This is a genomic window from Variovorax sp. GW821-FHT09B05, assembly GCF_059418265.1.
Genome location: NZ_JBWKPN010000008.1, coordinates 99,611 through 124,726, shown reverse-complemented (window position 1 = coordinate 124,726; position 25,116 = coordinate 99,611). Strand labels below are relative to the sequence as shown.

The window sequence follows — 25,116 nt, the reverse complement described above, 5'->3', positions numbered from 1 at the left end:
GCGGAGGAACTAGGAAAATCGCCGAGCGGTCACGATGCCGATCAGGATGATCGCGCCGCCGGCGAACTCGGTAAGGCTCAGGTACTCCTGGAACAGCCAGCCACCGAGCACCGTCGCGATCACGGGCTGCACCAGCAGCGTGATCGAGGACAGCGCCGCGGGCAGCTTGGCCAGCGCATAGGCGATCAGGCCCTGCCCGCCCACGTGCGACACCAGCGCCAGTGCGAGCAGCATCAGCACGCCGTGCAGCGTGTGCGGCAGCAGCGATTCGCCGCGCAGCAACGCGACCGGCAGCAGCACGACCAGCGTGCCGAGGCTGCTCCAGGCCATCACGCTCATGGTGCGGTGGTTGGAACGCACGAGGCTGACCGCGAGCAGGTAGCTGCCGTAGAACACCGCCGACAGCAGGCCCAGCAGGTTGCCGGCCATGCGGCCCGAGCCGAAGTCGAGCCGGTGGCCGATCAGCAGGAAGGCGCCGGCCAGCGCGCACAGCATGCCAGCAAGAAAGCCGCGTTTGAATTTCTTGCCGAGGAAGAGCCGCGCCCCGAGCACCACGAAGATCGGCGCGAGGTTCGCGAGCAGGTTCGCATTGGCCAGCGTGGTCAGGGTCATCGACCAGTGGTAGAGCGCGAGGTTGCCCGAGAAGATGAAGCCGACGAGCACCAGCTTGACCGGAAACGCCGCTGCGGCCCGGGGCGCGGGTTCGGCGCGTGCCGCCAGTGCATCGAGCAAAAAGAAGACCGGGATCGCGAGCGCCACGCGGTAGACCGCGCTGGCCGTGGGCTGCAGCTCGCTGTGGCGCAGGAACACGCCGCCCAACGCCAGCGCGGCCGCGCCGAGCAGCAGCGCGGCAAAGGAGAGGAACTGGCCGCGCGTGGCGGCGGGAAGCGCGAGGGTCGTGGTCATGGAGCGTGCCGTGGCGGAAAGGCCGAAGCCGTGGCACGCATCCTGGCCGGCGAACGCGCCGGCGTATTGGCGAAAATTGCGAGGAGCGCTCAGCCCTTGCGGGCGCGCACGTACTGCAACGGCGTCATGCCGAAGGTGCGCTTGAAGTGCCGCGTCAGCGCGCTCTGGTCGTAGAAGCCGCTCGCGATCGCCGCGTCGGTCAGCGGCCGGCCCGCCGCGAGATGACCGATGGCGACCCGGATCCGCAGCTGAGTGAGGTACGCATGGGGCGTGAGGCCGATCGTGCGGTTGAAGGCGCCGATCAGCTGGAACGGCGTGAGGTCGGCAACGGCCGCCATCCGCTCGAGGTTCAGGTTCTCGGCATAGGCGTCGTGCAGCAGTTCGAGCACCGGCGCGAGCACGCGTGCGCCTCCGGGCATCGGCAGCGCGCGCCGCCCGGCAAGGGCATGGCGCTCGAACAACGTGCCGAAGCCCTGCACGAACAACTCCTGCCGGCGCAGCGAATCACCGGAGTGGCCGTCGCCGTCGAAGGCCTGGTGCAGCGCGAGGAAGCTGTCGACGAGTTGCGGATCATCGAGCGTGTTCGATGCGAAGTAGCGAATCTGGTCCAGCCCCAGCGAGTTCATCAGATGCCTGATGCCCGCATCGGCCAGATAGAAGGAGCGATAGCGCCAGCGCTCGCTGCCCGCCATGCGCCCCGAATGCGGCTCGGCCGGATTGAAGACCAGCAGCGAGCGCGGCTGCGCGATGCCGGTGCGGCCCCGGCTCGTGAACTCCGAACCGCCGGCCTCGGTGACCGCGATCACGAAGGAATAGTGCACATGCGGTGCGTACTCATGGGTCCTGAAGTCCGCATGCAGCAGGTCCATGCCCGGCAGGTCGGGGGCATGCCAGTAGCGCGAGGTGTTCAGCGGATCGAGCTTGGCCATCTGCGCGGGATTCGATCACCTCCGGCGAAGAAAGTCGAGACGCGGGCCCATGTCCCGGCATCAGAAGCTGGCGTTGAGATTGAACCCCAGCGCCACCTTGGCGGTGCGATAGCCTTGCGGCTTGCGGATGGGCGCGCCGGCGAAGAAGTCGTAGCTCAGCCGGGCCCACTGGCCGCGCACGCCGACGACCGCGCCCGCCAGGCTGCGGCCCAGCAGATCGACGGTCGAGCGTCCGCCCACATGACCGTAGTCCATGCCCGCGTAGAGTTCAGCGCCGCTCGGGCCGTCGCCCCAGGGGATGGCCCAGCCGATGTCATTGCGGATGAGCCAGCCGCGCTCGCCCATCAGGCTGGTCTCTCCGTCGAAACCGCGCACCGTGTAGCGCCCGCCGATCGCGAAGCGGTCCTGCGGCGTCAGCGGCGTGCGATTCCATTGGGCGCGCACCAAGCCCGAATAGCGCAGCCTCTGTTCGCCGAACTTGAACGGAGCGCTGAGGCCGATCTCGGCCGTGTAGAGCTTCAGCCGCGAAGTGCCTTCGCCGAACTCCTCCTCCGGCGCGGTGCGCGAGCCGAAGCCGCCGGTGCCGCGCTTGTAGGCCAGTGTACCGTCGAGTGTCGCCTCGCCGATGAACTCCTTGTGGTTCAGGCTGGCCTCCCAGCCGCCCACCACGCGGTGCTGCACCTCGACCTCGGTGTCGTCGACGAAGTTGCGCGACTCGCGACGCCAGCCCTTGATCGCCAGCGTGGTCTTGCGCTGCTGGTCGCGGTAGATCAGGCGCGAGAGCTTGATCTCGGCGTTGTTGGTCTTGCCGGCGTAGATGTAGTCCTGGCTCAGGCCGGCCACGGTCTGGTGGTACTGGCTGTTGGAGGCCGTGAAGGCCAGCATCCAATCGCCATGGGGCAGCGAGTAGTGCACCGTCTGGCCTTCGGTGCCGTAGCGCGGCTCCGAAAGGAAGTGGCCGTTGATGCTGTGGTTGGCGTTGAGGTAGAAGAGATCGTTGAGTCCCAGGGGGTTGTCCAGCGACAAGGTGACACCGGCCTGGTTGCGGCCCGTGGCCTCGGTGCCGCTGTCGTCGAGGTTGAAGCTCAGGCGCCATATCCTCGACTGGACGTACTTGACGACGAGGTCGCTGTCGCCGGGCTTGGCGTTGGGCGCGGTCGAAGGCTCGATCTGGATGTCGGCTTCGGCGGTAGGGGTGCGCTTGAGGTTCTCGAGCCCCTGCTCGATGTCGCGCAGGTTCAGCAGCTCGCCAACGCGCGCGGGGATCGCGGTGGCCAACAGGGGGCCCCCGCCGAGCAGAGTCGACGAGGAATCCGGTGCGAGGCGGATGGCGGCGATGCGGCCGGGCACGAGCGACAGCGTCAGGGTGCCGGTGGAGAGGTCTTGCGGCGCGGCCAGCACACGGCTGGTGACGAAGCCGCGCGCGATGACGGCCCGCTGCGCGCGCGCGAGCACGACGTTGACGCCGGCCGTGCCGAGGCAGCGGCCCAGCGGCGAGTCGTTGTCCTCGGGGCCGGACAGGTCGGCGATGGCCCACTGGAAACGTTCGGACTGCTCGCCCGCCAGCAGCACACGATCGATGCGAAAGCACGGCGCCTCGGCCTCGGGGATGCGTTGCGTGGGCGCTGGAGGAGCCGCCTGCGAACGCTGGTCGACGCTGCGTTCGTTCTGCTCGCGCAGGGCGCGTTCACGCTCCTGCTGACGCTGCTGCTCGACGAAGGGTTGCGGCGTGGCAGCGAGCTGCGCGGAAGCGAGCAAGGGCAAGGTGGCTGCCACCGCCGCCGACAGATACTTCTTCATGGCGACGGCGCTCAGCGCGCGGGTGCCGGGCAGCCGGGGACGGGCCTGGACCCCACCGGTTGAGGCGCGTCGGGGTCTGTCGCGTCCATCACCGCGAGGCGGCAGGACATGCCCTTGCCCCAGATGAACTCCACCGCGTAGGCGTGGTCCGCCTGAGGCGTGAAGCGCACGACCTCCGGTCCGCAACTGCCGTGCTGAAAGGCGATGTTCGCGCCGCCCGTGCTCCATTTACCGATGCCGCGAACCTGGATCGGCTGCCCCGGCGTCGCCTCGTGAACCAGGAAGGGCTCGGCTCCCGAGCCCACGCGCGTGGCCCGCGCGATCCACGGATAAACGACGCCGTGGCCCGCACTCGCCGCGGCGCCCAGGTGCTGGAAGCCCTCGCAAGGCGCCTCGGCGGTGCTGACTGCGTACTGGGCCGCGGCCGATGCGGCAGCGACGCCGGGTGTGCGCAAGACAAGCTTCGTGCTGCCGGGCTCGACGCTTTTCAGTTCGTAGTAACCGTCGTTGGCGCGGATATCTTCCAGCGCGGCTTGCGGGTTGATCTGCGAATAGGTGCAGGAAGCCAGCAGGAAGGCTGCGGGCATCGTGACGAAGAGAAAGCTCCCTGAATAGGTCATTGTTTTACTCCCGAAATTCCAAGATTTCCGGTGTCACGTAGCCTTAGGCCGTCATGACGCCGGAATGGGCCATGGTGCCTTTGACTGCCTTTCGTGGCATCGGGCACCGTCGCAGAATCGCTCAGACAGTGGGCGAGTCGGCGTCGTACGCGCGCATGAAGGCGTACGGTTCCTCGTACTTCGCCAACGGCTGGATCGGCAACCACTCCTTCGGGATGTAAGGCGTGTCGACTTCGACCTCGTACCCGGCTCTCCAGGCGATCTTGGCGTACATCGTTGCGTGCGTACCGATGAAAAAATGGGTATAGCCAAATTCCAATTGCCTGTTGCGCACCTTTGCCATTTTGGGCGAAGTCAGGTCAGCCAAGGCTTCTTCCATGCCAGCTTTATCACCCCGAGCCAGTGCTAGATAAAACCGCTGATCGACCATGAATCGTTTGAGTCCGGCTGGCTGTGCATCGAGCTGTTCCTGCGCACGACGACCCAACTCCTCCCACTCACCTCGCAATGCCAATGTCATCTGGTAGTGGCGAAAGAAGTGCTTTCGGGGATCGCTTACCTCTTTGATTGCTTGCTGGCTCCTTACCTTAAAGCTCGCCCAGAAATTTATCAGAGGAGCATGATCGCTCATCAAAACAGTAAAAAAATCTTGCTCCCACAATACTCCGAACTCATTGGCCTCTTTTTTTCGAATGTATTGAAGTCTGCTGGCGACGTAGCAGTCTTGCTTGAATGAAAAAAGATCGTGCCCACCAAACCAATCAACCATCGCCCGAGCCGTATGAATGCTTTCCAAATGTCTCATACAGCCATCACGATTTCCCCGCCCTTCTTCAATAAGAAAAAGAGGATGAAATTTTTTGTCAAAATTAAAAAAATCTGCAGCATGCCCACGCGCATGCTCCAATCCATCACTCACGGCCTGTTGGTAATTTTCATTCATTGAATAGAATCCTCAATTCCACGGCTGCTTGTTTGGCACAGTAACGGGGGCGACAATCAATTGTCCGGTCGTCCGGTTAACCCCACCAACAGCTACCGTCAAGGCATTGTTATTAATTGCTTGTTGAATTGCATGTCGGGTTGGCGAGTTTTGAGGAAGTGCGTTCAACACACTTCGTATCCAATCTGGTGACAGCTGGTTTGTACCCTTGGCTCCATCTGTCGAGAGCTTGATCGACCCTGCCTGGGTAATCTGCTTAGCGTCCATGATGACCGTCACGTTGCCCGCCGCATCCTGCAACACCAGATCAAAGCCGTTGTTACTGCCATATTTTCCGCCGGCCAGGACAGTCATCCCCGTGCGCTGAGAAACCGATGTCAGCAACTGCTCCGTCAAGTTCCCGCCAGCGGAGTCTTCTCCATTGCGGATGCGCGTAACCAGTTGCTGCTCCGGCTGGGTCAGCCCTCCAATGGCGCAGCCACTGACACAGATATCGGCCCCCTTGACGGTACCGGCCTGCGTGGCGGCAATGGGGTTGCCAGACACGGCCTCACCCATGGTCGATACCGTGCGCCCGGCGGCGCTCGGTGCCGTGATGGTCCGCTGTGCGCCGATGGCATTCGCGACCGTCTCGACATTTCCGGCGGTGGCCCTTGCGGCGTTGGCGGCGGCAGCGGCTTCGGACTCCGCCACGCGCGTCAATGTTCGCGCGGTGCTCCCGGCATTGGGAAGAGGCGCCCCCGTTACGGGAACGCCAGAGACCGTGGCGGCCACGATGTCGGCGCCGACAATGCAGGCCGCCGGATTGAGCGTGCAGTACGCCACCGGGTTCTGCGCGAATGCATATCCCTCGGCGGCAACGCCACTCAAGCCAGGCGCCAGGGCGAGCCCCCCCGCTAGCGCCGCGGCCTGGATCGTCAGCTGTGCGATTTGGCTCCGAGCGCCTTGGTCCTTGCTCGCGGCCGCTGCGATCTGGGCAATGGTGGGCTGCTGGATGTTGTTGTCGCGATAGAACTGCAGCGCTTGAGGACTCCGAATTACCTCATTCAGATAGATCGCGGCATTGACCTTCTGCGCAGGGGTGGCCTGGAAGTAGTACCCCGGGCCGGCTTGCGGGAATGCCGGGTCTAGCGGGAGGTTCTGCCCCTGGCCGTATCTTGCGAGTTCCTGCAGGAATGCATTGGCGTCCTTGTCCCAGGCGCCGGGCGCACCGAACTGAACCTGTCTGAACGCCTGGGCAGCCAGTTCCTTCTCGGCGTCGGCCACGCTGATGCCCTTCCTGGCCGCGTACTCCTTTGCATGGTCTTTGATCAGCCTGGTTTCCGCAGGATGCAACTGACGATTGTTGATATCCACGCCATAGGCGCTGGCCGCAGCTGTCGTTCCTCCGACGATCCCCCCGATCGCCGCCGCGCTGATGGCACCCAGAGCCTGCGCGACGGGTCCAGGCAAGTTCATGTCCTCGATCGCCTGCGCAATACGGGGCATCAGGGTCGCACTGACACCCGCGCCCAGCGCGCCGCCGATCCCGCCTCCCAATGCCCCTGCGGCGGTATGCAACGCCACTCGATAAGCGCCCCCCTCGTCCCACTGCCTCGCTTCGCTCAGAAGCAACTGTCGCCGTCCAGGATCAGTCTCGGCTTGCGCGCGATCTCGAAGCTGGATAGCCCGGTTGCCCGCATAGGTTCCGATTTCCCGCGCGGCGTTCTGATTGAACTGCTGCGTGAGCTGCGCCTGCGCCTGAACGTTCTTGACGATGTCCTGGGCATTCCAGTCCTTGACCAAGGTGCCGACGCCGCTGCTGTCGCCGGTGCGCACGTCCTGGCCACCCGCGATGCCGGAGATGCCCGACTTCGTGACGCTGCTCTGGCTGCTTCCGTAGCTTCCCCCGCCCGCGCTGCCAGAAGGCATGGAGTTGCTGGCCGCGGCGACCTGGCTCTCGCTCATGTTGCGGTCCATGCGCATGGCCGCCTGCTGCTCGCTCGCACCGCCAGCCATGAAGCCCACGCCGCCGCTCACGCTGTAGCTGCTGCCGCTGGACTGGCTCAGGTTTTGCAGGTCGCGCGTAGTGAGCGCGCCGCCGGTGTCGAAGCGATTCTTCTTGTCGTCGACGGCAGCCTGTGTGCTCTCGATCACGGCACCCACGAGGTTCGTGTCGCCCTTGACCTTCACATCGAAGCCACCATCGCCGGCCTTGATGCCCGCCTGCGCATTCGGACTGACAAAGACACCGTCGGCCTTGGCTCCGGCCGCGCTGCCGCCCACCGTGGAAACTCCGCCGCAGATCGGAGGAATGCACAGGCTGACATTCAAGCCCGAACTGCTTTGACGGGACTGGCCGATGCTCACATCCTGCAGCGATTCGATGTTCAGATTCCGCCCCACATCGGCCGCGATGCGATTGGCTTCGATGATGCCGCCGCGCATGTTCAGATCGCCGCCGCTGCTGACGTTCACGGCCCTGCCGCCGCTGACGCTGGTGGCGCTGTAGCCGACGTCGCTCTGGTTGTTCTTGCCCTTGCCGCTATTCACGCCCAACTGGAAGCTGACGCCGTTTTGCGCGCCGGCACCCACGGTCACGCCGACGTTGGCGCCGCGGCTGGAGTTCTGACCCGCCGCCACGCTCTCGCTCTTGCTGGCCTCCAGGGTGATGTCGTTGTCTGCCGTCAGGTTGACTGTCTTGCCGGCGGCGATGGTGGAGCCCGCGACACGGATGTTGGAGTCCTTGCCCCTACCGGTCGAAACGATGTTGACGTTGTTCGCTCCCACGATGCCCGAGCCCACCGCCTGAGTGTTGTTGGTAAAGCTCGTGCTCTCGGTACTGTTGCGGCTGACGTTCACGCTCACGCCGTAACTCAGTTGGCCGCCGTTGGCCAGCGCGCTGACGTTGTCGTAGGCCTGCTTGCCGCTCATGGCCAGGTTGATGGTCCCCAGCGCCTGCAGGCGGCCATCCCCGCCACCGATGTCGCCCATCGCCCTGATGGTGCTGGAGCCGCCCTTGAGCGTGTCGGTGCCAACTCCCATGACACTGGCGCTCCCGCCCACGATGGTGCTCGAGCGCCGATCCAGCGTGACGGACTGCGTGGTGTCGTACGCCTCGTTGATGACGACGTTCTTCGCGAGGATGTTGACGTCGCCGCCCGCCAGCGCACCGGCTTGCCCGGCGGCCAACACGCTGCTCGCGGTTTGTCGGTATTCGTTGCCAGCCACCAGCGTCACGTTGCCTTGCAGGCTGGCCACCTGGCTGGCTTGCTGCGTCGTGCCCGTGGTCGCGTTGGCCTGCGAGCCCTTGACGTTGCCGATGGCCGGGTTGTACCACTGGCCGATCATCCCGGAACTGCTGCTGGCGTCGTAGCGGTTCTCCACACGGGTGCCTTGCGCACTCTCGATGCGCAGATCGCGCCCGGCCATCAGGGTGACGTCCTTGTCCGCGACGATCGTGGCGCCCTTCAGGCCGATGTCGCGTCCGCTCACGGCCTGCAGGCTGCCGGCCGAGATTTGGGTGCCGACGGTCTGGGTATCGACGCTGGCGCCGGCGCTGTTGCTGGACTTCTTGTTGCCGGCAATGGCCACGGCTGTCGGATCGCCGGCGAAGGTCGCGGCAGCGAGTGCCTGCCCGAAGACGGTGCCACTGCTGCGGCTTTGCGCCGCATGCAGTTCCACGGTGCTGCGGCTTGCCGTGCTCAGGTTGATGTCCCGCCCCGCCGACAGGCTGGTGGCATCTTCGGAGCGAAGCTGCGCGGCCTGCAGGTTGACGTCGTTACCAGCCACCAACACCACGCTCTTTCCGCTCAGGCTGCTGGAAAGCACTTCGGTGGTGGTGGTGCTGTCGAAGGTGCTGGAGCTGCTCTTCCTGAGCAGGCTCTTCGAAGACCTCTGCGTGGCGGTCGACACGCTGCTCGTGGCCTGACCCGCCGAGACGTCTATGTCGTTGGTGGCGGTGGCCACCAGAGCACCGTCGGTGCTGGCCACCGCGCCCGCGCGAATACGAAGGTCGTTGCCGGCCGCGAGCCGCACATTGCCCTGCCCCTGCACGACCGAACCCACCTCCCGGCTCTCGGACGCGATGCCCGCGCCGTTGCGGCCCACGATCGCGATGCCATGGCCTTCGGTCACGGTGCCCAGGTCGATGTTGCGCCGGGCGTCCACGGACACATCGCCGGCGCTGACCAGGGCCGCCGCGACGAGGTTCGCGTCGCGGCCTGCGGAGGCGACGAGCGTACCGCCTGGGTTGGTCACATAGACGCCGGCCACGCGGTCGATGGCCGTGTTGCCAGCGGATGTCGACGTCGTCGTCCGGATGTCGATGTCGCGCCCGGCCGTGAGCACCGCGGCGTCCCGTGCGGTGATGCTGCCGCCGATGTTGTTCAGGTCGTTGCGGGCGTTGATGCCGATGGCGCCGCCGTCGATCCGGCCACCCAGGTTGCCGACGTTCCCGGCGTCGATCCTGACCAGGCTGCGACCGGCGATGGTGCCGGTGTTCACCAGGTCGCCCTGGCCCTCGATGACGGTGGTGTCGGCGCTCAGCAGCGCCCCCGAGCCATCGATGTCCCCGGGCCGCACCCGCACATAGACCTGCGGCACCAGTACGCGCTGGGTGCTGCCGTCGGGCAGCGTCACGGTCTGTTCGACCAGCCAGACGATGTCGCTGGTCAGTTGCGCCATCTGCGCCGCGCTCAGCGCGACACCAGGCCGCAACCCGTACTGCCTGGCGAAGGTCGCACCGGCATTCATCAGCGCGGTGTACTGGTCGTCGTCGTTGCTGAAGCCCTCCAGGTAGCGATAGCCCGTGAGCTTGGCCACCTGTTCGCGAATGAGCTTCTGCTCGTAGAAACCGTCGCCCAGGCGCTTGAGCGTGTTGTTGGGATCGAGGCCCAGGTTGTTCAGAAGGTAATCGCTGCCGAGCCAGTTGCGGTAGTTCGCGAAGCGCGGGTCGGTCTCGATCAGGTAGCCGCCGCTCGTGCGCAGGCTGAACAGGCTGGCGTTGGGAATGCCCGTGCTCGGCGCGCTGGTGCGCACGACCATCGGAACGGTCCGGCTTGCGCCGGCCTGGGCGGAGGACGCTGTGCCCTGCGCCGATCCATTCGCGGCAACGGTCGTGGTGCCCACGCCGGCCTCCGTCGGTGCGGTGCCTCCAGGTCCGCTCGAGCCCGCCGAACTGCCCACGCTCCGACCATCGGTCTTCATCACCTCGCCCACGCTGGCGGCCACCTCGACGATGGCGCCAGGGCCGTTGCCACCGCTCACACTGCCCGTGCCGGCCGCGCCACCCGTGGCGCCACCGACCGGTGCTGTCCCGGCGTCGTAGCCCGTGCTCGCGTTCAGGTTCGACTGGTACTTGTAGCCACCCAGCGAGATCGTCTGCGGTGGTATGACGATCGGTATGGGGACCGGCGTCTGCAACTGCCCTGTGTTGTCGATCACAGTGGCCGAGCCGACGACAGAGCGCGTGCCCGACAGCTGGGAAGACTGATAGCTGGTGGCGGTGATCGTTCCGCCGGCCAGCACCTGGCTGTTCTCGTTGTAGAGACGGCCGTCGACGTTCATGTTGCCTCCCGCGACGAGCCGCGCGGGATCGGCATCGACGGCCGTGTCTTCCGTGGTCGTGGTGACGTTCTGCCAGATGCCATAGCCGCCGATGCCCACGAGTTCGCCGGTGTCCTTGCGGAAGACAAGGCCGTTGGCGGCATCGACGTTGACCTCGTCCAGGGTGTAGAGCGTCGTCCTGCCGATGCCGCTGCCCACGGGCGTCGTCGGCGCAATGCCTATGGCGCCGCCGGGCGTCACCGTGGGCGTGCCCTTGCGGATGTGCACATCGCGGTTGTTGATCTGCGCCATCGCGATGCGCATGTTGCCGATGGACTCGATGTCGGCACTGAGGTTATCGAGCACGGCACCTTGCCCGGTGGCCTTGCGCTCGGCATCGAGCGCTCCACCGATGGACATGTTGCCCTGGCTGAAGATCAGTGCATGCTCGCGGTTGCGGATGTTCGCCGCGCCGATGTTCAGGTCGCCACGCGCCGCGATGGTCCCCGCCTTGGTCACGCCTGCGACCGTTTCGGCCGCGTTGTCGAGCGTACCGGCGCCGATGGAGACAGCATCGCCGTAGATGCGTCCGGTGCCGGTGTTGGTCAGCACGCCCGCATCGATCCGGGTCGTTCCCCGGCTGTCGATCAAGCCTCGGTTGGTGAGCGTTCCACTGGCCTGGACGACGGTGTGCTGCCCCGACATCTCCGCATTGGCGGTGTTGTCGATGGTGTTGCCGCCCACCGTGAGGGTCTGGCCCGCCAGCAGCTTGCCGTTGTTCGTGAGATGGCCGGTGGTGGTATAGCTGAGGTCTCCGTTGGCAGCCACCTCGCCGTTGTTGACGATGTCCTGTGTGAGCGCGATGCGCAGGTCCTTGCCCGAGACGACCTTGCCGTCTCCGCTGAACCCGGCGGCATCGATCTTCAGGCCCTTGTCGGCCACCAGCGTGCCGTCGGTGTTGATGAGATTGAGTGTCTTCGCGCCGGGATTCGCTGCATGAGGGTCGACGATGGCGAGCGTGTCGCCAGCCGAGATCAGGCCATTCCTGTTGCTGACCGTGCCGCTGCTGCCAATGGTGACGTCGACGTCGGCACGGATCGCTCCCCCGTCGTTGTCCAGGTTGATGGCATCGACGACGACGTTCCTGCCCTCGATGCCCTGATCCTGGCCCTGCGTGGTGGTGTTGATGACGGTGCCGGCTCTCAGCGTCGTCGTTGCGGCGGAGCGCACGAGGCCGCCCGAGTTCTGGACATCCGCGGCCTCGATTCTGAGATCGCTCACAGCCTGCGTCTTGCCGCCGCTGTTGTCGTAGGTGGCGCCATGGGTGACGACCGCGACGCTGGACTGGCCGAGAACGATGCCGCCCTGCGTGTTGTAAAAGTCCCGCGTGCTGGCCGCCAGCGCGTTCTTCGCGCCGATGAACCCGGCCGCATTGTCGAGCGCGCCGGTGTCCAGCGTGAGCGTGCTGGCGCTGACGATGCCACCCTGCTTGCTGCCATGGCCCGCGGCGTTGGTATTGCTCAGGCTTCGGCCATTCGTGTCGAGGGTCATCGCGCCGCCGCTTTGCACCAGGCCGGCATCGTTGAGGAGCGTGCCGGAGCGAATGGCCACCGTGGCGGTCGCGGCCATGGTGCCGTTCGCGCTGTTGTCGAGCGTGTTGTCGTGCGTGTCGACGGACAAGGTCTTTCCGAAGACCTTGCCGCCCCGATTGACGAAGCCGCCAGTGCTCAGCGTGGTGCCGCCGCCCGCCTGCAACATGCCGCCGACGTTGAGCGTCGGCCTGGTGGTCATCACGCTCAGGTTGCCGTTGACGGCCGCAGCCGTCCCCGCGCTGTTGTCCAGGCTGTCGGCCGTGAGCGTTGTGTTGCCATTGGACGCGAGCGTGCCGCCGACGTTGGTGGCCACGCCCGACACCGTGGCATCGAGGTTGCCGACGGCCGTCAGGCTGCCCGCGTCGTTCGCGAGGCTGCCGGCCCGGACGGCAACGTCGCCGCCAGCGCCGATCGAGCCCTTGTCGCTGTTGTCGAGCAGGCCGCTCACGTTCACGGCGAGGCCGGCAGCCTGTGCCGCACGAATCGAGCCGCCCCGGTTGGACAGGCTGCCGGCCACGATGGTCGTGTCGCCATTGCTGGCGATGACGCCCGCATTGCCGTTGTCGAGCGTACCGGCCACGGCGATGCGCGTGGCATCGGTGCCGGTCTGGAGGATCTGGCCGCCGCGATTGTCCAGCGAGCCGGCGTCGATCGTGATCCGCTTGGCGCTGGTCGTGCCGCCGCCTTGGTCAAAGGCTCCCGACATTTCGACCGTCAACGCGTTGTTCGTCGTGATCCGCCCGTTCTCTCCATCGAAGCTGCCGCCAGCGATGCCCAGCGCGCCGCTGCCTGCATGCTCGATGGTGCCCGCCTTGTTCGTGATCGCGCCGGCGCGCAGGCCGAGGTCGCGTCCATTGCTGGCAAGGCGCCCGCCATCGTTGTTCAGCGTGCCACCCATGGCGATGGTGGTCGCCTCTAAGCCGGTCTGCACGATCTCGCCACCGTTGGTGTTGGCAAGGTTCGAAACATCGATCAGCAATCGGCCGGCGCTGAGCAGGCCCGCATCGTTCACGAGCGCTTGCCCGGCGTTGCCGTTGGCGCGGATCGCCAGCGTGCCCGCGGTGAGCACCTTGGACCTGCTGGTGGTGACGTCGCCCTGCGTTGCAACGAGCGCGATGTTCGCCGCACTGGCCTGGCTGTTCGAGAGGTCGACGCTCGCCCCTTGCAAGGTGGCGTTGCCGGCCGCGAGATGGGTTCCCGTTGCCACGAGCGCCCCGCCAACGCTCACCACGAGGTCTCCCGCCGCGCCGAGCTTGCCGTCGCTCTGGATGCCGGCGCCGACCACCCCCGAGCTGCCGCCTTGCACGCTGCCGGCCGCGATGGTGGTGTTGTGTCCCGCGGTGATGTTGCCATTGTTGGCCAACAGCCCCTCCACCGCGACGGCGAGGTCGTTGCCGGCGCGCAGGCTGCCTGCATTGGACAGGCTCCCCGCCTCGATGCGCAGGTCGGTCGCGCCCCCCGCGAAGCCCGAGCCATTGGCCAGCGCACCGCTCACGTTCAAGCGGGTCGAGGCCCGCGTCGACTGGATGGCACCCTTGTCGTTGGCCAGCGAGCCCGCATCGAGCACGAGTGCCCGATCGGCGACCAACGTGCCCGAGGCGTTGTTCACCGCGCCCTGGACACTGGCCGTCAAGGAGTCCAGCGCGGACACCTTGCCACCCGTGTTGTCCAGGCTCGCGGCGTTCAGCGTGACACGCCCGTTCGCGGCCATCGTGCCGCCGCGGTTGCTGATCTCGCCGCTCGTGGCGCTCGATACATCGCCAGCGGCCGCGATGCGTCCGTTCTCGTTGTCGAGACCGCCCGCTCGAAGCGCGGCGTTGCCGCCCGCGCTCATCTCGCCCTGGCGGTTGTCCACGAGGCCCGCCACCGTGACCACCAGGTCCGACGCCTGAGCCGCCCGCAGGATGCCGCTCCTGTTGCTCAGGCTCGCCGCGACGAGATCGAGGCCACCGTTGCTCGCCAACGTCCCACCGCTGTTGTCGATGGCGCCGGAGGCCACGATCCGGGTGACTCCGTTGCCGGTCTGCACGATCTCGCCCTTGCTCGTATTGGCGATGTTCGAGACCTCGATCCTCAATCGGGCTGCACCGAGCTTGCCGGCGTCGTTGACGAGGGTTTGCGTGGCATTGCCGTTGGCGCCGATCGCCAGCGTGCCGGGAGTGGTCACCGCGGCGTTGGTAGTGACGACATTGCCCCGCGTGGCCGTGATCGTGATGTCGGCTGCATGGGTCTGGCTGCCGGAGAGATCGACGCTCGCCCCCTGGAGCACTGCATCGCCGGCCGCCAGGCTGGTGCCGTTGGCGACCAGCGCACCGGCGGCGGTCACGCGCAGATCGCCGGCTCCGCCGCGCTTGCCGTCATCGCGGATGCCGGCGCCGAGCACAGCGGTGCCACTGCTCCGCACGCTGCCAGCCGCGATGGTGGCGTGCCGTCTCGCGGTCACGCTGCCATCGTTGGTCATCGCGCCGACGACCACGATATCGGCATCGTTGCCGCCGCGCAGGCTCCCTCCGTTGGCCAGCGAGCCCGAGCGGATGCCGAGGTCGCTGGCTGCCTGAATGCTGCCACCACCGCCGTTGTCCAGCGCGTGAGTCACGCCGAGCCGCACGCCGGCCTGGGCGGACTGGATGCGGCCCTGCGTGTTGTCCAGCGAACCGGCATCGAGCGTCAGCGCCTCGTTGGAAGTCAGGGTGCCACTGCTGTTGTTCATGGCACCCGCCACGGTCGCACCCAAGGCCCCTGCCGCGGAGATGCTTCCGCGCAGGTTGTCTGCCTTGCCACCGACCGTGAGGCTGGCATGCGTGGCGCTCGCCAATACGCCGTCGTTGTTGAGCAGGTCGTTGCTGGTCGCAATGTTCAACGCGCCTGCGTTCAGCTTGCCGCCCGTGTTGTCGAACCGACCGACGTTGGCGCTGAAGCTGTCGCTGACATGGAGTGTGCCGCCCGCGTTGCTGAAATCCGGGCCGATAACCGCCATGCTGGCCACCGAAAGCGCGCCACCCGCATTGCTGATCCGTGGGGTCTGCAACGCAATCGGTCCGCCAGCGTAGATCTTCCCGCCGTCGTTCAGGATGGCGCCCGTGGCCGTGAGGGCACCGGGCGAGGTGGGTATGAAGGGCGCTGGTGCTGGTGCTGACACGGGTGCAGCCGCAGCGCCACCGGAGCCGGAGCCATTGGCCGGCGCACCCGGTTCGGAGGTGCCGCCTGTGGTGCCGCCCGCGCCGCCATCCGCGCCGCCATCCGCGCCGCCAGTCGTCGAGGCCGGCAACCGTTCGACACCGATCACGCCCCCGTTCGTGTTGGACAGCGTCGGCGAAGCGATCACAAGCCCTATGCCGCTGGTTTGCCGAATCGTCCCACCGCGGTTGTCGATATCGCCTGCCCCGGCGATTTCCACGCGCGTGCCTTCGAGCGTGCCGGTGTTCTCGAGCCGGCCCGTTGTCGTGACGACCAGTTGGCCGGCGCTCGCACCGATGTTGCCGGCATTGCGCACGCCCAGGCCGGCCTCCGTGCCCTTCAGGAAGATGTGATGGGCGAACATCCCGCCTAGCCGGGAGACGTCCAGAGCAAAAGCGGGTGTCGCGCCTGCTCCAGTCGTGGGCGCGATCTGCGCATGATCGGCACCGATCTGATTGGCGCCCGTCACAACCTTGAGCTCGCTGGCCCAGATGCCGGCATTGACCTGCACGGCGCGCGCGAGAATGGCCGCATAGTCGGTTCTTCTTGCATCGAGGCCCGCGCCATCGATGCTCACGGTGCCACCACGTACGACGAAGCTGTCGAGCCCACCGATCGCGTTGAACTGTGGCGTCCCTGTCGTCAACGTCGCCTTCGATGCGTTGATGAAGCCGCCGCCATCGACACTGATGCCCGCCGGGTTGGCGATGATGATCTCGGCGCGCTGGCCCGCGACTTCCAGATAGCCACGAAGCTGGCTCGGATTACCGCCGTTCACTTCGTTGACGATGATGCGCGCGGGCCCCGTGGCCAGGTTGGGATTTCCCTGCACGAAGCCGCCGAGCTGGGTCTGCACGTTCCCCCGGCTGTTGTTGAGGATGGCACCGTTGGCACCGACGTTGAAGGCGTTGTAGACGTTGCGCGAGACGCCAGCGACGCTCGGAGTTCGTATGTTGACGAGCGGAACGCCATTGGGTGCGACCAGCACGGTGGGGCGCAGATTGCCGGGAACGTCGGGTGCGCCGACGATCTGGGCCTGCGCCGATAGCGTCGCCAGCATGCCGGCCAGCGCGATGACGGCCGGCATGGCGCTCCAGGTGCTCGCGCCCTCCGTTGCGCCGCGGGCCATGGTCGATGTGGCCTTGCTGGAACCCTTGCCGGTGCTCCTGGCCGTCTCCTGCGTCACCATCCGCATGCCCCTGGCGGCATTGAAGACGACGCGATGCAACTGGCGATTCATCCCTTGTGTCCTCCCCTGAATCAAACCCCCAGCGCTCTTTTGTCGGCGCATTCGTCGGGGATGTCGATTATCAGGATCGGAGAACTATGGTAAAGCCACCCAGTTGCAAAAATGGCACTGATTGCTCAGAGAGATCGACTGCTTTTCTAATGAATGTGAATGAACTTTTATCGACTGACAGCAAAGATGTCGCGAACGCACGCGATCGCAAGCACGCAACCCGGGCAGAGGTAGCTTTCAGTCGTTCCCGAACACCGGCTTGCGCTTCTCGATGAACGCCCGCACCGCCTCCCGGTGATCGCTCGTCATGTGCGCAATGGCCTGGTAGCCCGCCGACATCTCCAGCAGCGATTCGAGCGTGCTGCGCTCGCCTTCGCGCAGCAGCCGCTTGGTCATGCGCAGCACGCCGCCGGGGTTGGCGGCCACGCGCGCGGCGAGCTTCAGGCTCTCCTCCATCAATCGCTCGTGCGGCACCACGCGCGAGACCAGGCCGCAGGCCAGCGCTTCCTGCGCGTCGAGGGCATCGCCGGTGAAGGCCATCTCCGAGGCCTTCGACATGCCGACCACGCGCGGCAGCAGCCAGGCGCCGCCGTCGCCCGGCACGATGCCGACCTTGACGAAGCTCTCGGCGAAGGTGGCCTTCTCGGAGGCGATGCGCATGTCGCACATGCAGGTGAGGTCGAGACCGGCGCCGACGGCGGGGCCGTTGACGGCGGCGATCACGGGCACGTCGAGGTTGTACAGCGCCTTGGGCAGGCGCTGGATGCCGTTGCGGTACTCCTCGCGGATGACCTCGGGCGAGAGGCCTTCTTTCTCGTAGCGCTGCATGTCCTTGACGTTGCCGCCCGAGCTGAAGACGGGGTCGGCGCCGGTCAGCACGACGACGCGGATGGCGCGGTCGCGCGTGACCTGGGCGCAGGCCTGCACGATCTCCTCGACCGCGCTGTTGCCGGTGAGCGCGTTGCGCGTCTGCGGCTGGCTCATGGTGAGCACGAGGATGGCGCCGTCGCGCCGGGATTGGAGGAAGCTGTCCATGGGGTGATGTCTCCGGAGTGAGAGGCGGTCAGGCCGCGACGGGATCGGTGGCGGCGCGCAGCAGGTCGAGCGAGCGTTCGAAGCGGCCGTCGACGAGCAAGGTGCCGATGAGATCGTGCCAGTGCGATTCGGCACCGGCCGCCTGGCGCCAGGCATGCAGGCGGCGCGTGTAGACCTGCAGGTCGAACTCGGCCGTGAAGCCGATGGCACCGTGGATGGAATGGCTCAGCGCGGCGACTTCGAGCGCGGCCTCGCTGGTGCGTGCCTTGGCGACGGCCACGCGCAGCGCATCGGGCGCGAGCGGCTGCGCGCCGTCGGCGGTGCAGCCCATCTGCGCGGCCATGCGCGCGGCGAACACATGCTCGGCCATCACGCTGAGCTGGTGCTGGATCGCCTGGAACTTGCCGATGGCGCGGCCGAACTGCTGGCGCTCGTTGGCGTACTGCAGCGTGCGTTCGAACACGGCCGACAGCGCGCCCGCGAGCTGGGCCGCAATCAAGCGTGCCTGGTGCAGGCGCAGGGCCTCGCCGCCCTCGAAGGACGGCGCAGCGGCGAGCGCATCAGCCGGCCAGCGCAGGCCGGCATCGAGCGGCGCGACGGCCGGCGTGGCCTCGGCCGCATCGACGGGCAGCAGCAGGCAGCGCGACGGCGAGCCTTCGACCTGCACCAGCACCCAGTCGGCAACGCGGCCGAAGACCACGCGCTCGCAATGCAGCGCGCCATCGGCGTCGAGCCGGCCCGCGGTCAGCGCGATGCCGCCGCCGGGGCGCCGCACGCCGGCCTGCGCGAGCAGGGCGCGCGCGGTCATGGTCTCGGCCAGCGGCACGGGCACGGCGAAGCGGCCGCAGAGTTCGAGCAGCGCGAAGGCGTCGGCCAGCGCGAGGCCCGCGCCGTCGTCCACCGATTCGGGCAGCAGCGCATTGGCGAAGCCCGAGCCTTCGATCGCTTCCCACAGCGCGCCCGCCGGGCCGCCGGCCTCGATCTCGCGCACATGGCGCAGGGTGCAACAGTCCTCGAGCAGCCCGCGCAGGGCGTCGGCGTAGATGTCTTCCATGCTTTGGTTCCTTGTGGGTGCCGCGGGCTCAGCGCAGGCCGAGGCCGCGCGCGATCATTCCGCGCAGGATGTCGCGCGTGCCGCCACGCAGCGAGAACGAGGGCGCGACCTGGGTCACGTATTCGAGGGTGAGCAGCAGCTCGAGCGGCACGGGCGTGCCCTCGGCGCGGCCGTAGAGGTCGTCGGCGATGGCGGCCGGGATCAGTTGCTCGACGCCGGTGCCCAGGTCCTTGACCAGCGCGGCCTCGACCACCGGGCTGCCGCCCTCGGCCACCTTCTGGGTGACGGCGAGCGACATGGCGCGCAGCGGCGCGAGCTGGCCCATGATGCGGCCCGCGAGCCGCACCGCCGAGGGCGTGCGGCCAGCCTCGGTGCGCACGAAGGCCAGCCATTCGTCGAACAGCACGATGCTCGAGAACAGACGCTCGGGGCCGCTGCGCTCGAAGGCCAGCTCGGCCGTGACCTGCTCCCAGCCATGGCCCTCCGCGCCGATGAGCGCATCGGCGGGCAGCTGCACGTTGTCGAAGAAGACCTCGCAGAAATGCGAGTCGCCTGAGAGGTCCTCGATCGGCCGCACGGTGACGCCGGGCAGCGAGAGGTCGACGATGAGCTGCGACAGCCCCTTGTGCCGGTCCTCGGGCTCGCCCGAGGTGCGCACCAGCGCGATCATGTACTGGCAGTGGTGGGCGTTGGTGGTCCAGATCTTCTGGCCGTTGAGCGTCCAGCCATCCGCGCCCTTCACGGCGCGCGTGCGCACGCTCGCGAGGTCGGAGCCGGCGTTGGGCTCGCTCATGCCGATGCAGAAGAAGGATTCGCCGCGGCAGATGCGCGGCAGGTGGAAGCGCTTCTGCGCCTCGGTGCCGTACTTGAGGATCAGCGGGCCGCTCTGGCGGTCGGCGATCCAGTGCGAGCCGACGGGCGCGCCAGAGTTGAGGAACTCCTCCACCAGCACGTAGCGCGCGAAGGCGCTGCGGCCACCGCCGCCGTATTCGGTCGGCAAGGTGATGCCGAGCCAGCCCCTGGCGCCGAGCGCGCGGCTGAAGGCGCCGTCGTAGCCCGACCAGGAGCGCGCGCGCACTGGCGCCGGCACGTCCTTCAACGCCTCGGCCAGGAAGGCCCGCACGGGCGCGCGCAGCGCCTCGTCCTCGGGCGGAATCGCCGTCATCGACAGCGAGCTCAGGGCTCCACTCATGCAATCACTCCTTGGTTCGTCAGGTCGCCGATCTGCTGCGCCGACAGGCCCATCAGATCGCCCAGCACCTCGCGCGTGTCCTGCCCGAGCGTGGGCGGCGCGCGCCGGTACTGCACGGGGGTCTGCGACAGCCGCAGCGGACTGGCCACCAGCGGGATCTCGCCCGCCACCGGATGCGCCATGCGGATCCGCGTGCCACGCGCCTTCACCTGCGGGTCCTCGAACACGTCGGCGATGGTGTTGATGGGACCGCAGGGTACGCCCACGCGCTCGAACAGCGTCACCCATTCAGCGGTGCCGCGCGTGGCCGTGATCTCGCGCATCAGCGCGATCAGCGCGATGCGGTTCGCGATGCGGTCGGCGTTGGTGGCGAAGCGCGCATCGCTCGCCCACTCGGCATGGCCCACGGCGCGGCAGAAGCTCGCGAACTGGCCGTCGTTGCCGATCGCCAGGATCATGTGGCCGTCGGCCGTGGGAAAGTCCTGGTAGGGCACGGTGTTGGGATGCGCGTTGCCCATGCGCTTCGGCTGGCCGCCGTACAGGTGGTTCATGCCCTGGTTGGCGAGGCAGGCCACCTGCACGTCGAGCAGCGCGAGGTCGATGTGCTGGCCCACGCCGCTGAGGTCGCGCGACTGCAGCGCGGCCAGGATGGCGGTGCTCGCATAGAGGCCGGTGAGGATGTCGGTGAGCGCCACGCCCACCTTGACCGGGCCGGCGCCCTCCTCGCCGTCGGCGCGGCCGGTGATGCTCATGAGGCCGCCCATGCCCTGCATCAGGAAGTCGTAGCCGGCGCGCTCGGCATAGGGGCCGGTCTGGCCGAAGCCGGTGATCGAGCAATACACCAGCCGCGGATTGAGCGCGAGCAGCGAGGCATGGTCGAGGCCGTACTGCGCGAGGCTGCCGACCTTGAAGTTCTCGATCAGCACGTCGCAGCGTTTGGCGAGATCGCGCACCAGCGCCTGGCCGGCGGCGGTGGTGAAGTCGATCGCCACCGACTTCTTGTTGCGGTTGGCGCACAGGTAGTAGGCCGAGTCGCGCGTGTCGGTGCCCTCGCGGTCCTTGAGGAAGGGCGGGCCCCACAGGCGGGTGTCGTCGCCGCGGCCGGGCCGCTCGACCTTGATGACTTCCGCGCCCAGGTCGCCCAGCGTCTGGCTGGCCCAGGGGCCGGCCAGCACGCGCGAGAGATCGAGCACGCGGATGTGCGAGAGCGCGCCGGGCACGGGCGCATCGGCAGCTGGCTTCTTCATCTCACTGCTGCTCGACACGGGCCGTCACCGCGATGCGTTTCCAGAGCTGGATCTCGGCGTTCTGGAAATTGCGCATCTCCTCGGGGCCGCCCTGCATCACCTCGGCGCCGATGCGCTCGTAGAACTCGCGCGTCTCGGGCATCTTCTCGATCTTCGTGAGCAGCGCGGCGAGCTTCTCGGTCTCGGCCCTGGGTGTCTTGGCCGACACCATGCCGGCCACCCAGGTGTAGGCCGTGAAGCCCGGCAGGCCGGCCTCGGCCGCCGTGGGCACCTCGGGCAGCGCGGGCACGCGCCGGTCGGAGGCCACGGCCAGCGCATGCACCTTGCCCGAGCGCGCGAGCTCCTGCACGCTGGTGATCTCGGCGAAGGCGAAGTTCACCGTGCCCGAGACCACCGCGATCACGGCCTCGGCCGCGCCCTTGAAGGGCACGTGCGCGGTCTGCACCCTGGCGGCGTCGTTGAAGAGTTCCGACATCAGCTGGTAGCCGGCCGAGCCCGCGCCGTAGTTGAGCACGCCGGGCCTGGCCTTGGCGCCCGCGATCAGCGCCGGCAGTGTCTTGTATTCGGAGTTGCCGGGCACCACGACCAGCGCGGGCGAACGCATCATCATCGTGAGCGGTGCGAGGTCGGCCACGGGGTCGTACGGCAGTTGCTTGAACAGCGCGACGTTGACCGCGAGCGTGGAGTTGCTGCCCACGAACACGGTATAGCCGTCGGCCGGCGCCGCGAGCACGGCCTTCACGGCGATGAAGCCGTTGGCGCCGGGCTTGTTCTCGACCACCACGGGCTGGCCCGTGAGTTCATTGAGCTTGCGCGCGAAGTAGCGCGCCGAGGTGTCGGTGCCGCTGCCCGGCGGGAAGGGCACGACGAACTTGATCGGCTTCGACGGAAAGTCCTGCGCGGCGGCCGGGGCGGCGCTGCCCAGCAGGCCCCAGCCGAGCAGCAGCGCGGGCGCGATGCCGAAGGCACGGCGGCGCGTGCCGCGGGTCTTGCGTGGTGTGGTGGTCATGGGGTGTCTCCGGTCAATCGAGCGTCACGCCCGTGGCCTTGACCACGCCGGCCCAGCGCGCGAGCTCCTTGCGCACGTAGGCACCGTACTCGGCGGGGGTCGAGCCCAGCGGCTCGGCGCCCTGCAGCGCGAGCCGTTCGCGCACGTCGCTCGCCTTCAGCGCCTTGACGATCTCGGCATTGAGCCGCTCGACCACCGGCGCCGGCGTGCCCGCGGGCACCATCACGCCCTGCCAGGCGCCGACCTCGAAGCCCGGCATGCCCGACTCGGCCAGCGTGGGCACATCGGGGAACAGCGACATGCGCCTGGCCGTGGTCACGGCGAGCATCTTCATTCGCTTGTCGCGCACGAAGGCCATCACCGAGTTGACGGTGTCGGTCATGAACTGGATCTGGCCGCCGACCAGGTCGACGTCGGCCGGCGCGCTGCCCTTGTAGGGCACGTGCGCGGCATCGATGCCGTTGGCCTGCACGAACTGGAAGGCGCCCAGGTGCGTGACGTTGCCGTTGCCCGCCGAGCCGTACGAGAGCTTGCCGGGATGCGCCTTGGCGTAGGCCACGAATTCCTTGACGTTGCTGGCCGGCACCGAGGGATGGGTGACCAGCGCGAGCGGCACCACGGCCACCAGCGCGACGGGCGCGAAGTCCTTCTGCACGTCGTACGACACGCTCTTGTAGAGCGCGGGGCTCAGCGTGATCGAGGAGGTGTTGTAGAGCAGCGTGTAGCCGTCGGCCGGCGCCTTCGCCACCAGCTGCGCGCCGATGTTGCCGTTGGCGCCGCCGCGGTTGTCGACCAGCACGTTCTGGCCCAGTTGCTCCGAGAGCTTCTGCGCCAGCACGCGCGCCACCAGGTCGGTGGGGCCGCCCGGCGGGAAGGGCACGACCATGGTGATCGGCTTGTTCGGGTAGCTGCCGCCCTGCGCGAAGGCGGGAGCCGCCGACGCGGCGAGGATGGCGGCCGCGGTGGCGAGCAGCAGCGATCGCCGCTGGGGCGGGCGCGCGGCGCCAGGGGTTCTGGAATGCATGGGCTTGTCTCCGATTTGTCGTTGGAACTGGGAACGGGTGGTGCGGCGGGATCGCGCTCTGCGGGCGCTCGCCCCGCCAGGGCTCAGGACGGGTCGCGCCCCGCGAGCAGCCGGCGCGCGTCGTAGTGCATGACGCACTGGCCGTGCTGGTTGAAGACGGTGATGCGCGAGTCGACGATGGCGCGGCCGCCCTTCGAGGTCGGACGGATGCCGGTGACCTCGACCACCGCCTCGATGCGGTCGCCCACGCGCACCGGCGCATGGATCTTCTGCACCAGCTCGAGCATCGCGAGGCCGGTGCCCTGGATCATGGTCTGCAGGATGAAGCCCTCGATCAGCGTGTAGGTCAGCGCGGCCGGCACCGGGCGGCCGGCGATCGCGCCGGCCTCGTAGTCGGCGTCGATGAAGATCGCCTCGACCATGCCGGTCACGCCGATGAAGGCGACGAGGTCGGCCTCGGTGATGGTGCGGCGGAAGGTGCGCAGGCGCTGACCCGGCGCCAGGTGCTGCCAGACGAAGCCCTGGCCGAGGCGCGGCAGCGCGGCGTCTTCGGCGGTGAGGCGGGGCAAGGTGTCGGTGTTGTCGCTCATGCGGGTCTCGATGCGTTGCGTTGTTCAGGCGGAAGGGACGATGGCGGCGCCGTCGGCGATCAGCGCATCGACATGCGCGCCCGGCACGCCGGCCGCCACCAGGCTTTCGCGCGTGTGCTCGCCCAGGCGCGGCGGCATGCGCACGGGCGCGCGCTCGCCGTTGAAGCGCACCGGCACGCCCGGAAAGCGCAGCCGGCCCATGCGCGGGTCGTCGAGTTCGGCGAAGAAGCCGGTGGCCGCCAGGTGCGGGTCGCGCGGCAGGTCCTCGAGGCGGCTGACCGGCGCGGCCGGGATCTCGAGCCGCTCGCAGGTGGCGAGCCAGTGCGCGGTGCTGCCGCGCGCGACGAAGCCGCCGGCCAGCGCGAGCAGTTCGCCGATGTGCTGCGTGCGCGCGGCGATATCGACGAAGCGCGGGTCCTCGGCCAGCGCGGGCTCGCCCACCTCGGCGAAGAAGCGGCGCCAGTGCAGCGAGGTGTACGGCATCATGCAGATGTGGCCGTCGGCGGTGCGCCACGGGCGGCGCCAGGGCGTGAGCACGCGCGGATAGCCGGCCTCGGCCAGCGGCGGCTCGAAGTGGTTGCCGTAGAGGTGCTCCACGAGGTTGAAGGACACCATGGTCTCGAACATCGGGATCTCGACGAAACCGCCCTGCCCCGTGCGCTCGCGCCGGAACAGCGCGGCCAGGATGGCCTGGGCCGCGACCAGCGCGCAGGTCTTGTCGGCCGCGATGGTGGGCAGGTAGCGCGCCTCGCCCGACTGCATCTGCATCAGCGAAGCCAGCCCCGACATGCCCTGGATCACGTCGTCGTAGGCCGGCCGGCCCGCATAGGGACCGTGCTGCGAGAAGCCGTGCAGGCCCGCGTAGACCAGGCGCGGAAAGCGCTCGATGAGCGTCTGCGGATCGATGCCCAGGCCGCCGAGCTTCTGCGGCCGCATGCTGTGCATGAACACGTCGGCCTGCGCCACCAGCGCCATCAGCGCCTCGCGCGCGGCGCTCTGCTTGAGGTCGAGCGCCACGCTCTTCTTGCTGCGGTTGCTGCCGAGGAACACGGCCGCCATGCCGGGCTCGGCCGCGGGGCCGGTGTGGCGCGTGGAATCGCCTTCGGGCGGCTCGACCTTGATCACCTCGGCGCCGTAGTCGGCCAGCGTCTGGCTGGCCAAGGGTCCGAACACCACGCTCGAGAGGTCGAGCACCTTCACGCCCTGCAGGGGAAGCATCGTCTGTTTGTCTC

General features: G+C 67.8%; 14 protein-coding genes. All 14 read right to left on the bottom strand.

Annotated features, from left to right (window positions below; all coding sequences use genetic code 11):
* Positions 1-9 precede the first annotated feature (9 nt).
* A complete protein-coding gene (locus AC07RM_RS21480; RefSeq protein ID WP_490875983.1) occupies positions 10-906 on the bottom strand; it encodes a DMT family transporter in 897 nt (298 codons plus the stop codon).
* Positions 907-995: 89 nt separating this feature from the next.
* On the bottom strand, positions 996-1,835 hold the full coding sequence (locus tag AC07RM_RS21475; protein WP_495335807.1) for an AraC family ligand binding domain-containing protein: 840 nt from the start codon (positions 1,833-1,835) through the stop codon (positions 996-998).
* Positions 1,836-1,895: 60 nt separating this feature from the next.
* Positions 1,896-3,635, bottom strand: coding sequence for a ShlB/FhaC/HecB family hemolysin secretion/activation protein (locus AC07RM_RS21470; RefSeq protein WP_495335806.1), 1,740 nt, complete (start codon positions 3,633-3,635; stop codon positions 1,896-1,898).
* A gap of 11 nt (positions 3,636-3,646) precedes the next feature.
* The gene (locus tag AC07RM_RS21465; RefSeq protein WP_495335805.1) at positions 3,647-4,255 is read right to left on the bottom strand and encodes a hypothetical protein; all 609 of its coding nucleotides are present in this window, start codon (positions 4,253-4,255) and stop codon (positions 3,647-3,649) included.
* Between the two features lie 121 nt (positions 4,256-4,376).
* The gene (locus AC07RM_RS21460) at positions 4,377-5,198 is read right to left on the bottom strand and encodes an immunity 49 family protein (protein ID WP_495335804.1); all 822 of its coding nucleotides are present in this window, start codon (positions 5,196-5,198) and stop codon (positions 4,377-4,379) included.
* Between the two features lie 12 nt (positions 5,199-5,210).
* The gene (locus AC07RM_RS21455) at positions 5,211-16,733 is read right to left on the bottom strand and encodes a two-partner secretion domain-containing protein (protein ID WP_495335803.1); all 11,523 of its coding nucleotides are present in this window, start codon (positions 16,731-16,733) and stop codon (positions 5,211-5,213) included.
* A 237-nt stretch (positions 16,734-16,970) separates the two neighbouring features.
* Positions 16,971-17,768: a crotonase/enoyl-CoA hydratase family protein gene (locus tag AC07RM_RS21450; protein ID WP_495335802.1), complete on the bottom strand. Its 798-nt coding sequence runs from the start codon at positions 17,766-17,768 to the stop codon at positions 16,971-16,973.
* 28 nt (positions 17,769-17,796) lie between these two features.
* Positions 17,797-18,822, bottom strand: coding sequence for an acyl-CoA dehydrogenase family protein (locus AC07RM_RS21445; protein WP_495335801.1), 1,026 nt, complete (start codon positions 18,820-18,822; stop codon positions 17,797-17,799).
* Positions 18,823-18,850: 28 nt separating this feature from the next.
* Positions 18,851-20,014: an acyl-CoA dehydrogenase family protein gene (locus tag AC07RM_RS21440; protein ID WP_495335800.1), complete on the bottom strand. Its 1,164-nt coding sequence runs from the start codon at positions 20,012-20,014 to the stop codon at positions 18,851-18,853.
* On the bottom strand, positions 20,011-21,261 hold the full coding sequence (locus tag AC07RM_RS21435) for a CaiB/BaiF CoA transferase family protein (protein WP_495335799.1): 1,251 nt from the start codon (positions 21,259-21,261) through the stop codon (positions 20,011-20,013). The genes AC07RM_RS21440 and AC07RM_RS21435 overlap by 4 nt, the downstream gene beginning before the upstream one ends.
* Position 21,262: 1 nt before the next feature.
* Positions 21,263-22,270, bottom strand: a complete 1,008-nt coding sequence (locus AC07RM_RS21430; RefSeq protein ID WP_296776136.1) for a Bug family tripartite tricarboxylate transporter substrate binding protein — start codon at positions 22,268-22,270, stop codon at positions 21,263-21,265.
* Positions 22,271-22,283: 13 nt separating this feature from the next.
* Positions 22,284-23,294 carry a tripartite tricarboxylate transporter substrate binding protein gene (locus AC07RM_RS21425; RefSeq protein WP_495335798.1) on the bottom strand — a complete coding sequence of 337 codons (1,011 nt, stop codon included), beginning with the start codon at positions 23,292-23,294 and terminating at the stop codon, positions 22,284-22,286.
* 83 nt (positions 23,295-23,377) lie between these two features.
* Positions 23,378-23,884 carry a MaoC family dehydratase gene (locus tag AC07RM_RS21420; protein ID WP_495335797.1) on the bottom strand — a complete coding sequence of 169 codons (507 nt, stop codon included), beginning with the start codon at positions 23,882-23,884 and terminating at the stop codon, positions 23,378-23,380.
* A 24-nt stretch (positions 23,885-23,908) separates the two neighbouring features.
* On the bottom strand, positions 23,909-25,102 hold the full coding sequence (locus AC07RM_RS21415) for a CaiB/BaiF CoA transferase family protein (protein ID WP_495335796.1): 1,194 nt from the start codon (positions 25,100-25,102) through the stop codon (positions 23,909-23,911).
* Between the last annotated feature and the right edge of the window lie 14 nt (positions 25,103-25,116).